The sequence below is a fragment of the Kaistia sp. SLG-1 genome (assembly GCF_059699055.1).
This window is the reverse complement of record NZ_AP048544.1, coordinates 1537259-1551355: the sequence shown is the minus strand read 5'-3', so window position 1 is coordinate 1551355 and position 14097 is coordinate 1537259. Positions and strand designations below refer to the sequence as shown.

At 65.4% G+C, this 14097-nt stretch carries 14 protein-coding genes; 1 reads left to right on the top strand and 13 read right to left on the bottom strand.

What is annotated here, in order from left to right:
• Window positions 1-19 precede the first annotated feature (19 nt).
• From AC6HZP_RS06850 to AC6HZP_RS06840, 3 genes are all read right to left on the bottom strand, one after another.
• Window positions 20-871, bottom strand: a complete 852-nt coding sequence (locus tag AC6HZP_RS06850; RefSeq protein ID WP_201402888.1) for a carbohydrate ABC transporter permease — start codon at window positions 869-871, stop codon at window positions 20-22.
• Window positions 868-1779, bottom strand: coding sequence for a carbohydrate ABC transporter permease (locus AC6HZP_RS06845; RefSeq protein ID WP_497525944.1), 912 nt, complete (start codon window positions 1777-1779; stop codon window positions 868-870). Before AC6HZP_RS06845 ends, AC6HZP_RS06850 begins: the two co-directional genes overlap by 4 nt.
• 139 nt (window positions 1780-1918) lie before the next feature.
• The gene (locus AC6HZP_RS06840; protein ID WP_497525943.1) at window positions 1919-3199 is read right to left on the bottom strand and encodes an ABC transporter substrate-binding protein; all 1281 of its coding nucleotides are present in this window, start codon (window positions 3197-3199) and stop codon (window positions 1919-1921) included.
• Window positions 3200-3401: 202 nt separating this feature from the next.
• Between AC6HZP_RS06840 and AC6HZP_RS06835 the strand changes: the two genes are divergently transcribed.
• Complete coding sequence (locus AC6HZP_RS06835; RefSeq protein ID WP_497525942.1) at window positions 3402-4406, top strand: LacI family DNA-binding transcriptional regulator; 1005 nt, start codon at window positions 3402-3404, stop codon at window positions 4404-4406.
• Between the two features lie 26 nt (window positions 4407-4432).
• Here AC6HZP_RS06835 and AC6HZP_RS06830 read toward each other — a convergent pair whose 3' ends face one another.
• The 10 genes from AC6HZP_RS06830 to AC6HZP_RS06785 form a co-directional block, all read right to left on the bottom strand.
• Window positions 4433-5242, bottom strand: a complete 810-nt coding sequence (locus tag AC6HZP_RS06830) for an inositol monophosphatase family protein (RefSeq protein WP_497525941.1) — start codon at window positions 5240-5242, stop codon at window positions 4433-4435.
• The gene (locus tag AC6HZP_RS06825; RefSeq protein WP_497525940.1) at window positions 5239-6075 is read right to left on the bottom strand and encodes a glycerophosphodiester phosphodiesterase; all 837 of its coding nucleotides are present in this window, start codon (window positions 6073-6075) and stop codon (window positions 5239-5241) included. Before AC6HZP_RS06825 ends, AC6HZP_RS06830 begins: the two co-directional genes overlap by 4 nt.
• A gap of 2 nt (window positions 6076-6077) precedes the next feature.
• Entirely contained in the window at window positions 6078-7112 is a 1035-nt protein-coding gene (locus AC6HZP_RS06820) for an ABC transporter ATP-binding protein (protein WP_497525939.1), read from the bottom strand.
• A gap of 8 nt (window positions 7113-7120) precedes the next feature.
• The gene (locus AC6HZP_RS06815; protein WP_201402881.1) at window positions 7121-7945 is read right to left on the bottom strand and encodes an ABC transporter permease; all 825 of its coding nucleotides are present in this window, start codon (window positions 7943-7945) and stop codon (window positions 7121-7123) included.
• 1 nt (window position 7946) lies between these two features.
• Window positions 7947-8831 (bottom strand): ABC transporter permease, encoded by an 885-nt coding sequence (locus tag AC6HZP_RS06810; protein WP_497525938.1) that lies wholly within the window; start codon window positions 8829-8831, stop codon window positions 7947-7949.
• On the bottom strand, window positions 8828-9979 hold the full coding sequence (locus AC6HZP_RS06805) for an extracellular solute-binding protein (protein ID WP_497525937.1): 1152 nt from the start codon (window positions 9977-9979) through the stop codon (window positions 8828-8830). The genes AC6HZP_RS06810 and AC6HZP_RS06805 overlap by 4 nt, the downstream gene beginning before the upstream one ends.
• Before the next feature lie 221 nt (window positions 9980-10200).
• Entirely contained in the window at window positions 10201-11025 is an 825-nt protein-coding gene (locus AC6HZP_RS06800) for an ABC transporter permease (RefSeq protein WP_497525936.1), read from the bottom strand.
• A 75-nt stretch (window positions 11026-11100) separates the two neighbouring features.
• On the bottom strand, window positions 11101-12180 hold the full coding sequence (locus tag AC6HZP_RS06795) for an extracellular solute-binding protein (RefSeq protein ID WP_497525935.1): 1080 nt from the start codon (window positions 12178-12180) through the stop codon (window positions 11101-11103).
• Between the two features lie 22 nt (window positions 12181-12202).
• The gene (locus AC6HZP_RS06790) at window positions 12203-13240 is read right to left on the bottom strand and encodes an ABC transporter ATP-binding protein (RefSeq protein WP_497525934.1); all 1038 of its coding nucleotides are present in this window, start codon (window positions 13238-13240) and stop codon (window positions 12203-12205) included.
• Window positions 13237-14022 (bottom strand): ABC transporter permease, encoded by a 786-nt coding sequence (locus AC6HZP_RS06785; protein WP_497525933.1) that lies wholly within the window; start codon window positions 14020-14022, stop codon window positions 13237-13239. The genes AC6HZP_RS06790 and AC6HZP_RS06785 overlap by 4 nt, the downstream gene beginning before the upstream one ends.
• Between the last annotated feature and the right edge of the window lie 75 nt (window positions 14023-14097).

The following is a 14097-nucleotide window of genomic DNA, read 5'->3' as shown; positions in this document are numbered from 1 at the left end:
GTTCATTTCCCTGGAGGTTCTAGTTCTTGATGCCGCTCATCGTGATGCCTTCGATCACGAATTTCTGGGCAATGAGGAAAAGCAGCACGACCGGCAGGATCGACATGCTCATGGCCGCCATGACAACAGCGAGATTGCCGGCGCCCATGTAGCCGCGCAGGACATCCATCGCGAGAGGCAGCGTCATCTGGTCCTGCTTGCCGAGCAGCACCTTGGCCTGGAAGTAGTAGTTCCAGGTCTGGGTGAAGGTGATGATGCCGAGCGCCGAGAGGGCCGGCCGCAACTGGGGCAGCGAAATGCGCCAGAAGATCTTCAGATAGCCGGCGCCGTCCATCAGCGCCGCCTCCTCCAGCGCCTTCGGCTGGCTGATCATGAACTGGCGCATCAGGAACACCCCGAAGCTCGAGGTGAGATACATGAGCGCGAGGCCGATCGGCTTGTTGATCAGGCCGATGCGGGCATAGCCGAGATAGATCGGCAGGATCGTCACCTGGGCCGGGAACATCAGCCCGACCAAAAGCGCGAAGAACAGCGCGTTGCGGCCGCGGAACTGGAGGCGGGCGAAGGCGAAGGCGGCGAGCGTGCAGGTGATCATCTGGCCGACGGTCACGATCAGCGCGATCATCACCGAATTGGCGTAGATCTTCAGGAACGGCACCTTCGACGTCATCACCGCCCAATAGTTGGAAAAATCCAGGCTGGGCGGCAGGAAGCTCGGCGGCATCTTGTAGGCGTCCGCGACCGAGCGGAACGACATCGAGAACAGCCACAGGAACGGCAGCAGCATGAAGAAGGCGAGCAGCACCATGCTGGCGATGATGGCCCAGTCGATCCAGCGCTTGGCGGCGCGCGTCTGCATCATCGAATTCATTGCTGCACCCAACGGCGGGAGAGGATCTGCTGCGCGGCGGTGATGACGAGAATGAGCACCGTCATGACGACCGAGATCGCGGCGGCGTAGCCGATCTGGAAGCTGCCGAAGCCTTCCTCGACGATGAGGATAGACAGCGAGCGCGTCGCGTCGCCCGGCCCGCCATGGGTCAGGATGACGATCGACTCGAACACCTGCAGCGCGCCGATCGAGGCATAGACGATGCAGAAGAACACGACCGGCGAGATGTAAGGCAGAGTGATGCGGAAGAACTGCCGCCAGGCGGGCGTCCCGTCCATCACCGCCGCCTCGAGGATCGTCTTCGGAACGCCCTGCAACGCAGCGATGAAGATGATCATGAAGAAGCCGGTGTTCTTCCAGACATCCATGATGATGATCGACGTCATCGCCTGATTGGCGTCGGTCAGCCAGCGCACGCCCGGCAGCCCGATGACGCGCAGGTAGTAGTTTATGACGCCGAGATCATCGCCGTAGAGATAGCTCCAGACGATCGAGACGAAGGCCGCCGCGATGATCACCGGCAGGAAGAACGACAGGCGAAAGAAATAGAGCAGCCAGCCCGGCATCGCCCGGTTGAGCGCGATCGCCAGCATCAGCCCGATCGACACGTTGAAGGTCACAGCGAAGAAGGTGAAGCGCAGCGTGTTCCAGAGGATCTGCAGCGAGCGGCGATCGGAGAAGAAGCGCACGAAGTTGTCGAAGCCGACCCAGCGCGATCCCATCATCGGGTCGAAATGGGCGAAGGCGAGGATGCAGGTGACCACCACCGGCGCCAGCACAAAGGTCACATAGAGGACCGTCGTGGGCAGCACGAAGAGATAGGCGGTGCGCGCCTGCGCCCGGCGGAGATCGGAGGAGGAACGGCGGGCGGCGATACTGGCGGCCATGGAGAGTTCCAAGCAAGGCTATAGGGCAGCCTCCCGCACGGGGATGACCCGGGGGCGGCGTTCCGTGATGGGTGCCCGGGCTGCGCCCGTGGAGAGGCGCGCCCGGACCGGTCGGAGGATGTCGGAGGCGAAGCCGCCGCTACTGCTTCAGCCGGGCGAACGAAGCGGCCAGCTCGGCATCGGCCGCCTTGACGCCGTCGGCGACCGAGATTTCGCCCGCCATCATCGCGGTGTAGTGGCGAATGAAAATCTTCTCGACTTCCTGGAAGTTAGCCGGCGAAGGCACGGCCTTGGTATGCGGCAGGGTCTGGTAGTAGAGCGCGGCCGAGGGCGGGAAGCTCAGGAACGCCTCGGTCGAGGCGGCGGACTTGCGGCCCGGCACGCCGCCGCCCTTCTCGCCCTCTTCCTTCTGCGTCTCTTCGCTCGTCAGCTCGAGGACCAGCGCCTTGGCAAGGTCCGCGTTGGCGGTGTCCTTGTTGATGGCGTAGCCGCCGAAGCCGATCACGGTGGTATCGCTTTCCTTGCTCGGCGGAATGGCGATGTCCATGTTGACCTTGTTGGTCTTGGCGCCCTGCACGATCCAGTGGCCACGGCTGATCATGGCAACCTGGCCGGCGAAGAACTGGCTGTCCATCGGCGCGCCGCTGCCCGGAATGGGCGAGACGCCGTCGACATGGATCAGGTCGTAGAGGAACTGCAGCGTCTCGGCGACCTTGGGATCGAGCATGTTCGAGGCGGACCAGTCATCGTTGAGGATGGCGGTGCCGTTGGAGAAGAACCAGGGCTGCACGAAGAAGTTCTGGTTCGGAACCTCGTAGCCGAACTGGACAACCGTCCCGGATGCGTCCTTGACGGTCAGCGCCTTGGCGACCTTGCGGAATTCGTCCCAGGTCCATTTGCCGTCGGCCGGATAGGCGACGCCGGCCTTGTCGAACAGGTCCCGGTTGTAGTTGATCATGATGTTGTTCCAGCCGATCGGGATGTAGTGGATCACCCCGTTGTAGGAACCCTGCTTGAACAGGCTCGGCGCAAAGTCCGAGAAGCCGGAATTGGCTTGGACGAAGTCGTCCAGCCCCATCCAGAGATTGCGCGACGAGAACGCCTGGAAGGTCTCGATGGCGGTGCCATAGACATCGGCGGCGGCGCCGGCGTTGAACTGGCCGAGCACCTTGGTCACATAGTCGCCCCAGCCATTGGCGATGGCGTCCATCTCCAGCTCGACCGTGACGTTGGGATATTTCTTGTTGAAGCGCGCGATCGCGTTGGTGATGGCGCTCAGCTCCGCATCGCCGCCGAAGCCCTGGAGCCTGAGCGTCGCCGTCACGTCCGACTGAGCGAAAGCCGGCCCGAAACCGAGGCTCGCGCCGACGGCCGCAGCCGCCGTCGACAGCAGCAGGCTGCGCCGTGAAAGCATATGCATGGATGTCCTCCCTTTGCGCCGTCCCCAGCGTCGTTGTTGTCTCGCCGGATTTCCGGTCGAAACGTTTCGTGCGCCCTCCCCGAAAAAACGCGGATGGGCTCCTCCCCAAACCGCGTCCTAGAAATTTGCCTGCACGAAACGTTTCGTATAGTGCATGTCGTGGCCCGTTTGACAAGTGGGCGACGACGGGGCTGGAGGAAGCTTGGCTACCATCAAGGATGTTGCGCGACGGGCTGGCGTCGCCATTTCGACCGCATCGGCGGCTATCAACCGGTCGGCGCCGGTGAGCGACGAGGTCATCGAGAAGGTCCGGAAGGCGGTGCGCGAGATCGGCTACGTGCCGCATGGTGCGGCGCAGAGCCTCCGGATCGGCCAGTCGCGACTGGTCGGCCTCATCCTGCCCGACATCACCAATCCGCACTTCGCCAATGTCGCGCGCGTGGTCGAATCCGCCTGCCTGCAGGCCGGATACATGGCCGCCGTCTATTCGACCAACGAGGATTTCGACCGGGAGCGTCAGATCCTCACCATGATGCGGGCGCAGCGCGTCGCCGGCCTGATCATCATCCCCACCCGATCGGACGCCGAGCACGGCGCCAGCCTCGCCGAGCAGATCCACGTGCCGACGATCCTGCTCGACAGCTTCATCGCCGGCCTGCCCTATGACGTGGTGAAGCTGGACAACGTGCGCGCCGCGCGCCTCGCCATCGACTATCTGTTCGAACTCGGCCACCGCCGCATCGCCGTCACCACCGGCCGCCCCAATGTCGTTACCGGCGAGGACCGGCTTCAGGGCTATCTCGACGCCCACGCCGCCCATGGCGTGCCGGTCGAACAGCGCCTGCTGATCGACGGCCAGTTCGACCAGGCCGTCGCGCATGACAGCACGCTGGCCCTGATGCGCGCGCCCGAGCCGCCGACGGCGATCTTCGCGCTGTCCAACATGATGATGCTGGGCGTTCTGAACGCGCTCCGCGAGTTGCAGCTCCGGGTGCCGGCCGACGTTTCGGTGATCGGCATCGACGATTTCTACTTCGCCAACATCATGAACCCGCCGCCGACCGTGATCGCGGCGCCGATCGCGGACATGGCGCAAAGCGCCATCAAGCAATTGCTGAACGAAATCGGCAGCAAGGCGCAGCCGAGCGGCGCCGTCGAGGTCTTCCAGCCGGAACTGATCATCCGGGAGAGCTGCCGGCGGCTTTGATATCCGCCGGCGGCGTTCCTGTGGGTCTATGTGGGGTCCTTCGGCGGCACGTCGCGCAGGCGTTCGAGGAGATAGGCGTGGGTTGCGGGATTGGCGACGATCAGCGTGCCCGTCTTCTCATAGACTTCCGGTCCCCGGCCCCACCAGTCGGTGACGATGCCGCCCGCCTCCTGGACGAGGAGAATGCCGGCCGCCGTGTCGATGAACCCGGTCTCCTCGTAGTAGCCGGTGAGCCGGCCACAGGCGACATAGGCGCAGGAATTGGCGGCGCTGCCGACGACGCGGACCGCGCCGATCGGCGCACGGATATCGTCGAGACGCTGATAGGCGCCGGGATACAGCGAGAGGTTGGGCGTGGGCAGGCCCGTGCCGACGCACATCAAGGCGATATCCGTGCTGGCGCTGACCTGGAGGCGGACGCCATTGAGATAGGCGCCCTCGCCTTTCATCGCGGTGAACATCTCGTCGGAGACGGGATTGTAAACCAGCCCACAGATCGTCTCGTTGCCGCGACGCAGCGCGATCGTGATGGTGTAGTGCTGGCCGAACAGGAAATTGGTGGTGCCGTCGATCGGGTCGACCAGCCAGCGGTGGTCGTCGTCCGAACCCTCGACAGGCGCGAATTCCTCGCCGGTCAGGCCCCAGGGACAGCGGCCGAGCAGGCGCTCGCGGATCAGCGTCTCAGAGTCTCTGTCCGCATCGGAAACGAAGTCGCCGGGGCCCTTGATGCCGATCTCGATGTCGCGGAAGCGCTGGAAGTGCTCCAGCGTCAACGCCCCCGCCTCGCGGGCGGTGGCGACCAAGTGGTCGAGGATAGTGGCGTAATCGACGGTCATGAGTTGAAGGCCTCGGCGAGCCCTTCCGGGTCGTCTGTGGTGATCTGGTCGACACGGAGCCGCAACAGGCGCTCCACCTGGGCAATCGCGACGGGATCGGTTCCCCGGATCGTCCAGGCATCGACGCGGCGACCCGCCGCGTGGATCGGCGCGACGATGTCGACACCGGCGTCCTCGGCGGCCAGGACGATCTCGTAATCGAGATAGATCATCCCTGCGTCGGGGGCCGTGGCGAGCGCCTCCCGGATGAAATCGAGATAGTTGCCGCGTGCCTGAAGGTCGGCCAGCGCGCCGTCATAGCAGGGATCAAAACCGGTCGCGATGCCGGGAGCCGCTTCGGCCAGCCTGGCAATGGCGTCGAAATCACCGCCCGACAAGATCAGCGATCCGGCGATCGGCGTGGCGCTGGCGCCGAAATTTTCGATGACCTCCGGGGTGAGCGCCTGCCGGTCCTCCTTGAAGTCGAGCTGGAGAAGCGCGTCGGGATGGATGCCTTCCTGGGCAAGCAGGGCGCAGAGATCCTCGAGCAGCCTCACCTTCTCGGCGATTGGGTTGCCGTCATTGTCGCGCAGGTGGAGTTCGCGCAAGGCAGCGGCGCCGGTATCGCGCACCTTTCCGGAGCCGGTGGTTTCCCGCTCGAGCGTCAAATCGTGCAGGATCGCGCAGCCGCCCTCGGCATGGATGACGAGGTCGACCTCGACGCTGGCGCCGAGGCGCATGGCCTCGAGGATGCGCTCGCCGGTAAAGGCCGGATCAGAGGCGCGGCGGCGGCCGCGATGCCATTTGAGCCACGTGCGGTGGCCTTCGCGCTCGATCAGGATGGGCACGGTCACGTTCAGCTCCGGTAGATCTGCTGGTTGTTGCGGTAGGCCGCGACGGCGCGCGGCAGAAGCTCGACCCCCTGCCCCGCCCGGAACAGATCGGGATGGGCGACCATGGATTTGAGCCGCGTGCCATCGCGGAGATCGAGATCGACGAGGCCATGCGAGCCATAGTCGGTGACCCGATGCACGCTGGCCCTAGGCGTCTCGGAGGCCGCGAGGTCGAGCGCTTCGGGGCGAATCGCAAGCGTAGCAGGACCGTCGGAAACCGGAAGCGGCACGACGAGATCGGCGCGGACGAAGCTTCCGTCCAGAACCTCGCCTTCGATCAGGTTCATGGTGCCGATGAAGCCGGCGACGAAGGGTGTCTGCGGATCGCGATAGACGACATCGGGGCGGCCGATCTGCTCGGTCTTGCCATCCGCCATGACGACGATGCGATCGGCCATGGAGAGGGCCTCGTCCTGGCCGTGGGTGACGAACAGGGTGGTGATGCCGAGGCGCTGCTGGATGTCGCGCACCTCCTCGCGCAGGCGCTCGCGAAGATGCTGGTCGAGGCTGGCGAAGGGTTCGTCGAGCAGCAGGATCTTGGGCTCGAGCACCAGCGAGCGGGCCAGCGCCACGCGTTGCTGCTGGCCGCCCGAAAGCTGGCTGGTCATGCGGTCGCCATAGCCGGCCAGCCCCACCAGCTCGAGCACGGCCTCGACCTTCTCCTGGATCCGGGGCGCCGGCATCCGGCGCAGCTTGAGGCCGAAGGCGAGGTTTTTGAACACGTTCATATGGGTCCAGAGCGCGTGGCTCTGGAACACCATGCCGGTCGGCCGGCGCTCCGGCGGCAGGCGGGTGACGTCCTCACCGTCAATGGTGATGCGGCCGCCGGTCGGCTGCTCGAAGCCGCCGACCATGCGCAAAAGCGTCGACTTGCCCGAACCCGAAGGGCCGAGCAGGCAGACGAGCTCCCCATCCACGACGTCGAGCGAGAAGCTGTCGACGGCCCGGGTGCCGCCGGCATAGGTCTTCGTGATCTGGGCGATGTTGAGTACGGACATGCGAATTCCTAACCGCCGAAACCACGCGCGAACGCACCGCCGCCGATGACGCGGCGGGCGAACATGAGGGCGATGAACGAGGGCACCCAGAGCAGGACGGAGAGGACCGCGCCGAACTGGATGACCATCTGGTTGTTGATGAAACTGATCATAAGCACCGGCATGGTGCGGATGCTCGGCGCGCCGACGAGCCAGGCGCCCTCGGTCTCGTAGAAGGTGCTGACGAAGGTCAGAAGCACGGCCGCGGCAATGGTCGGCCCGGCTTGGGGAAGCGTGATGGACCAGAACACCCGCAACGGGCTGGCGCCGACATCGCGGGCGGCCTCCTCCATGCGACGGTCGACAGCCTGAAAGGCCGCCACCGGGATCCAGATCATGAACATCAGCGTGCCGACGAGCTGGATGAGCACGACGCCCCAGAAGGAGCCGATGAGGTTCAGCTGCAGGAAGATCGCGGCGATCGCGACCAGCAGCCCGAATTTCGGAAAGGCATGGCCCGCCAGGAACGAGAAGAACAGGATGTCGCGCCCCGGGAACTTCATCCGGGCAAACGCATAGGCGGCCGGAAGACAGATCAGCGCCGAGAGCAGCGTCACGACCGTCGAGAGCTGGAGGCTCAGCGTCAGCGCGCTCCAGACGTCGGCGCGCCCGAGCGTCTGGCCCCAGAACCGGAGCCCGAACTGCTGCGGGATGATGCTGGGATAGCGCCAGACCTCGGTGAAGGCCCAGGTGCCGACGACGAGCAAGGGGCCGATGATGGCAAGCGTGAGGACGGCTGCGAACAGGACGCCGAGCCCGTCGATGCGCGGCCGCGGGGAAACAAGCGTCTTCATCTCACTTGCCCCGGTTGCGCGCGACCGAACGCACGTAGAAGAGGCCGAACACGATGCAGAAGCCGAAGGCGACGACGGCCTGGGTCATGGCGCCGACCGGGTCGTGCACGTCGCGCAGGGTGCGCTGCATGAAGGGACCGAGCATTTCCGGCGACGCGGGCCCCAGCAGATAGGGGAGCGTGAAGGACGAGAAGATGCCGAGGATCGAAAAGGAAAGCGCCACGAGGACGGAATTGGAAATGCGCGGCAGGATGATGTGCCAGAAGACCTGCAGGGCATTGGCCCCCACATCCCGCGCGGCCTCGATCGACTGGTTGGCGACACTGCCCAACCCTGCAAGGAGGATCAGCACGGTCAGCGGAATATTGTCCCACACCAGGCCGATGACGGGTCCCCAGGGCGTGAGATAGGGCGTCCGGATCTTCGGGAGGCCGACCGCGTTCAGCAGGATGTCGACCATGCCGTTCGGACCCAGCACGCGGATGAAGGCGAAGGCCAGGATGATGGAGGGCACGAACATCGGCAGGATGGCGAGCGCCTGGACGTAGGCCGGCAGCCGGCCGCGCGAAAAACGCAGATAGAGCGCGATCGGCAGGCAGATCAGCAGCAGAAGCACGGCGGAGATCAGCGTCGTCCAGAGCGTGACGGCAAGATTGTCGAGGCTGTAGCGATCCGAAAAGAAGAAGGCATAGCTCGAAAGATCGAAGCGGGAAACGCCGCTGGCGTCAGCGCGCCAGATGGTGCTGGCGATGGCGTTGATGGCCGGCCAGATGACCAGCCAGATCATCAGGAGAACCGGAACGGCGACGAGCAGGAGGCCTACCGGCCTCCTGCTCGCTGCGGGATCGACGGGTGGGCGGGCCACCCCTTGGGCGACCTCTGTCACGACTTGCGGTCGACGTTCGGAGCAACGTTGCGATACCAGCCGTCATTGACGGCCGCTTCCCACTTGCCCTCCGGGAAGGTCGGGATGGACTGCGGGACGATGTCGGCGAAGCGCTTGCGCAGATCGGTCGAGATATAGTCCCAGGAAACGCCGGGGAAGCCGCCGAGCTCGGTCAGGATGGCGCCCTGGATCTCTTCCGACAGGATGAAATCGGCGAGGCGCAGGGCCGCTTCGCGGTTGACGCCATTGGAGAGCACGACGCCGCGCGAAAAACCGCCGCAGAGCGCGAGATCCTGAAGCTGGACGAGACCGGTATCGGCCGGCAGCACGCCCTGGTGGATAGCCTGCAGCACCTGGTCGGACCAGACCGGGATCATGGTCACCACGCCCTGGGAGAGCAGCTGCAGCGACTGGGTGTTGCCCGACGAATAGGCGCCCTTGTCGTAGAGCGACGGCGCGAGGTCGGTGAGGAGCTCCCAGGCGCGGCCGAGCGTCTTGGCGGCGTAGTCGTCGCTGTAGTTGTCGATAGTGAACGCCTTGGGATCGAGGCCGTTCGCCTGATGGATGGCGCGGCGGACGAAATTGCCGCCCGAGCCGCCCTTGTCGGGACGATTGTAGATGAACTGGCCGGGATTGGCCTTGATCCAGGCGACCAGCGCTTCCCAGCTCTTCGGCGCGTCGGCGGCCTTGAGCTTGGAGCTGTCATAGGCGAGCAGCACCTGCGAACCGCGATACGGCAGGCTGAACGGGCTGGTGATGGCGAGCGGGTTGACGTGCGAATAGTTGGAGAGACCGGCCTCAGCCAGGTTCACATAGATTCCGGCATCGAGGGCGCCGGCCGGCAGGTTGGGATCGGCGTGCTCGAAATAATCGGCCTGCGGGTCGGTGCCGGTCTGCTTGGCGGCGATGGCGCGCTCGGCGATGGCCTGAATGCCCGCATTGTCGCCGGCGTCGACGAGGTTGAGCTTGATGCCCGGATTGGCGGCTTCGAAGGCGGGCTTGATGGTGTTGGCCCAGAAGTCGAGCACGTTGGCGTCCGAGCCCGTGTACCAGTCGATCGTGCCCTTGGCGGCGAAGGCCATGCGGGGCATGAGGGCCAGACCAGCGGCGGCGCCGGCGGCGGACATCAGGAAAGTACGGCGGTCCATTGTCGTCTCCGATTTCGTCGGTGCGGTGAAGATGCAAAGCGCGACCCGGTCGCAGACCCACCGGAAGCCGACGCTGGCCGGCCTGTTCACAAGCGCATTCGCCAAACCGGCGGCGTTTCTAGTGCCGGCTCATAATGCTTTCGTGACAGCGGCGGGCCTGTTCCCCGGCGCGGGAACGGCGGTCCCTCACGGTTTCGTGACCGCCTTCGGCAGCCCCTGCGTCAGCCCTTGCGCGCGCTTCGGATGAGCTCGCCGACCGCGACGACGGTCGCGCAGATCGCGACGAGCACGAGGGAGGCGGCGGAGGCGGCGGGCAGGTCTGTGCCGGTTTCGGAAACCTTGCTGTAGAGGACGAGCGGCAGGATGTTGACCTGCGTGCCCACCAGCGCCAGGGCCGTGCCATAGGCGCCGACGGCGACGGCGGAGGTCAGGCAGAAGGCGGCGACGAGGCTCGGCAGGATCTGCGGCAGCATGACGTCGACGAGCGCCCTTCCCCCTTTGGCGCCGAGCGAACGCGCCGCCACGATCTGGTTGCGATCGAAATTGGCGATCGCGGGAAGGACGATCAGGATGACGCGGGGGACGAGATAGTAGCTGTAGGCGAGGCCCAGCCCGAACGGCGAGAAGATGAACCCTCCCGTCACCGCCGGATCGAAGCCGAGTTTTGCCAGAAGCAGCGTGATGAAGCCCGAGCGGCCGAGAAGCAGGATGAAGCCATAGGCGACGATCAGGCCGGAAAAGGTCAGCGGCAGCGAGATAGCGATGAGGACGGCCGTCCGCAGACCCTGCGCCATGCGCGAAATCGCCAGGGCGACGCAGAAGCCAACCGCGAGCGAAAACAACGGCGCGGCCGTGCCGATGACAAGCGTTCCCTTGAGGCCGTTCCAAAACACCGGATCGGCCGCGAGGCGTCCGAAGGCGCTGCCGCCATCCGAAAAGGCGCCGACGAGGACCGAGCTCACCGGCAGGAGGAAGAACAGGGCGAGCACGACTAGCCCGGGGAGTGCAAAGGCGGCCAGCATCGGCCTGGAAGCACGGGCGCCCATCTGAACTCTCCTCACGATATCGGCACGAAGGGACGCCGTCCGCGCCATGCAGGCGCGGACGGCGGGTTGGGAAGATCACTGGCCGAGGACGGCCTTCGCCCAGCCGGCGTCGATTTCCGCCTTCTTGGCGGTCGCCTTGGCGATATCGAGCGGCTTGATCTGGGCTGCCACCGGCATCTTCGCGGCGATCGCTTCCGGCAGCTTGATGTCCGCGACGGCGGGACGGACATAGCCTTCGGCGAAGATGTTCTGGCCGGCTTCGCTCATGATGAAGTTGAGCCAGAGCTTGCCGGCGTTCGGGTTGGGGCCGTTCTTGACCAGCGAGATCGCATAGGGCGCGGCGGCCGAAGCCTCCTGCGGGATGACGACGGCGATGTCGTCCTTCATGCCGTCGACGAATTTCGCCTTCAGGCCGTCGTTCTCATAGCCGATCCAGATCGGGATCTCGCCCTTCAGGAACTGCGCGTATGGCGTCGTGCCGACGGTGCGCAGGACGTTGCCCGCCTTGCTGAGCTTGCCGAGATAATCGATGCCCGGCTGGACGTTTTCCATGTCGCCGCCATTGCCGAAGCTCGCGGCGAAGGTGACGACCTGGCCCTGCCCCGTGGAACGCGGATCCTGGTAGACGATCCCGTTCTTGTATTCGGGCTTCAGAAGGTCGGCCCAGCTCTTCGGGACGTTCTTGACCAGCTTGGTGTTCACCAGGAATGCAACGCTGAGCGTGTGGACGGTGAACCACTGGCCGTCCTTGGCCCGGAGCGCCTCCGGCAGGCGATCGAAATTGACCGGCTCGTATCCCACGACGACGCCGGCCTTGACGGCATCGAGCGCGGAGGCGGCGAAGTAATAGGCGGTGTCCGCCTGCGGTCGGTTGCGCGACTTGTCGAGGGTGACGACGGTCGCGGCCGAGCCGATGTCGTTATAGACCATCTCGATGCCCGGATAACGCTTCTGGAACGCCTTGAACTGGCCGGCCCAGTTGGCCCAGGTCGGTCCGGTGTCGAAGGAGACGACGATGCCTTCCTTGAGGGCGGCGTCGTAGAGCGCCTGCTCGCCCTTGTAGAGCTCCGGGCCTTCGAAGGCGAAAGCGCTGCTGCCAAGGCTCAGCGCCATGACGCCGGCGGTCACGGTCGTCATGAATTGCCGTCTGTTCATGGAAATACCCCTGTTGCTGAAGTCAGTTCGCTGGGAGGAGACGCACGGCATCTGCTGGAACCCGCACGGAAGTCACGGCGTCGCGCAGATGGGTTTCGAGGCGAACCAGTCCGCCTGGAACGGTGAGATCGATCCGGCGGATCGGGCCGAGGTATCGATCGGCCGCGACGGAACCGGAGAAATGGCTGGCGGTATCCGACGGGTTGCTGTCGAACGCGGGAACGATCCGTTCCGGACGGACGAATACGGTGACGGCGTCGCCCTGCCCGTGGCCGCTCGTGTCGCAGCGAAGCGGGCCAATGTCCGTTTCGACGAGCCCCGCGGCTGCGACCCTGCCCTTCCAGAGATTGGACTGGCCGACGAAGCCCGCGACATAGGCGTTGGCGGGCGTCTCGTAGAGCTCGCGCGGCGTACCCAGCTGGACGAGGCGGCCGTCGCGCATGACCGCGACTTTGTCCGCGATCGACAGCGCCTCTTCCTGATCGTGGGTGACCAGCAGCGTGGCGATGCCGGAGGCGCGCTGGACCCGCAGGATCTCGTCCCGCATCTCGACGCGCAGGCCGGCATCGAGCGCCGAAAGCGGTTCGTCGAGCAGAAGGCCGCGCGGCTCGAAGACGAGCGCGCGCGCCAGCGCCACGCGCTGCTGTTGCCCGCCCGAGAGAGCCGCCGGCAGGGCGTCGCTGCGGCTGCCCATGCCGACGCGCCCGAGCATGTCGACCGCCCGGGCGCGGCGTTCGGCCTTGGCCATGCCGCGCACCTTGAGCGGATAGGCGACGTTCTCCCAGAGCCGCATATGCGGGAACAGGGCGTAGTTCTGAAACACCACGCCGAGCCGGCGCGCTTCCGGCGGGAGAGAGCTGACGTCCCTCCCCTCGACTAGAACCCGGCCGCTCGACGGCATGACGAAGCCGGCGAGCAGCTTCAAAAGGGTCGACTTGCCCGAGCCCGACGCGCCGATGATCGCCAGCAATTCGCCCCGGCCGATCTCGAGCGAGATGTCGAACACGCCGGTCGTCGTTCCCGGATAGGTGTAGTTGACGGCTTCATAGCGGAGCGTCATGCGGATTTCGTCTTGTTGGCTTGAGCGAACTGGGCCGTCAGGCTGCTGGTGAGCGCGGCGAGGATGGCGAGGAACAGGAGAACCAGGGTCGCCGCGCAGGCAAAGCCGGTCGCCCCGTAGAAGGCCTGCAGCAGCACGACCGGATAGGTTCGCGACAGGAAGCCCGAGACAAGGTTCGAAAGCTGGAACTCGCCGATCGAGAGGCCGGCGGCGGTCAGCATCGCGGAGAGCAGGCTAGTCCGGAGCAGCGGAAAGGTTACGTCGCGCAGCCGCGCCGGAAAGGAGGCGCCGAGCGTCGCGGCGGCGTGCTCGTATTCCTCGAGGTTGAGCTGCTCCATGTCGGCGACGAGCGCAGTCACCGTGTAGGGCAGCGTCAGGACCAGATGGCCCGCCGCGAGCAGCCAGAAACTGCCGAGCCACGGCAGCGCGTCGGATGAAAAGACCAGGATGAAGCCGAAGGCGAGCACCAGTTCCGGCACGGCCACGGGCAGCAGCGTGACCAGCCGGGCGGCAAACCGAACACCGCCCTTCGCACCCGCCTGGATCGCATAGGCGAGCGGCAGCCCGACGACCAGGTTCAGAACGCAGGTGGTGCCGACGATCTGCAGGCTGGTGAAGAAGGCGCGGCGGAAGCTCGGGTCTCCTGCGACCTCCTGGAACCAGCGGACGGTAAATCCGCTGGGCAGGAGCGTGTTGCTCCAGCTCTCGCCGAAGGATCCAAGCCCCAGCAGCAGCACGGGCGCCGCCAGAAAAATCAGATAGGCAATCGCAACGATAGGCAAGTCGGCCCTCCTTGCTGTCGAGGCGCCCGGTTACCCCTGCTTTCTACCGCCCGCGTATGTAAGCTAAATGACAGT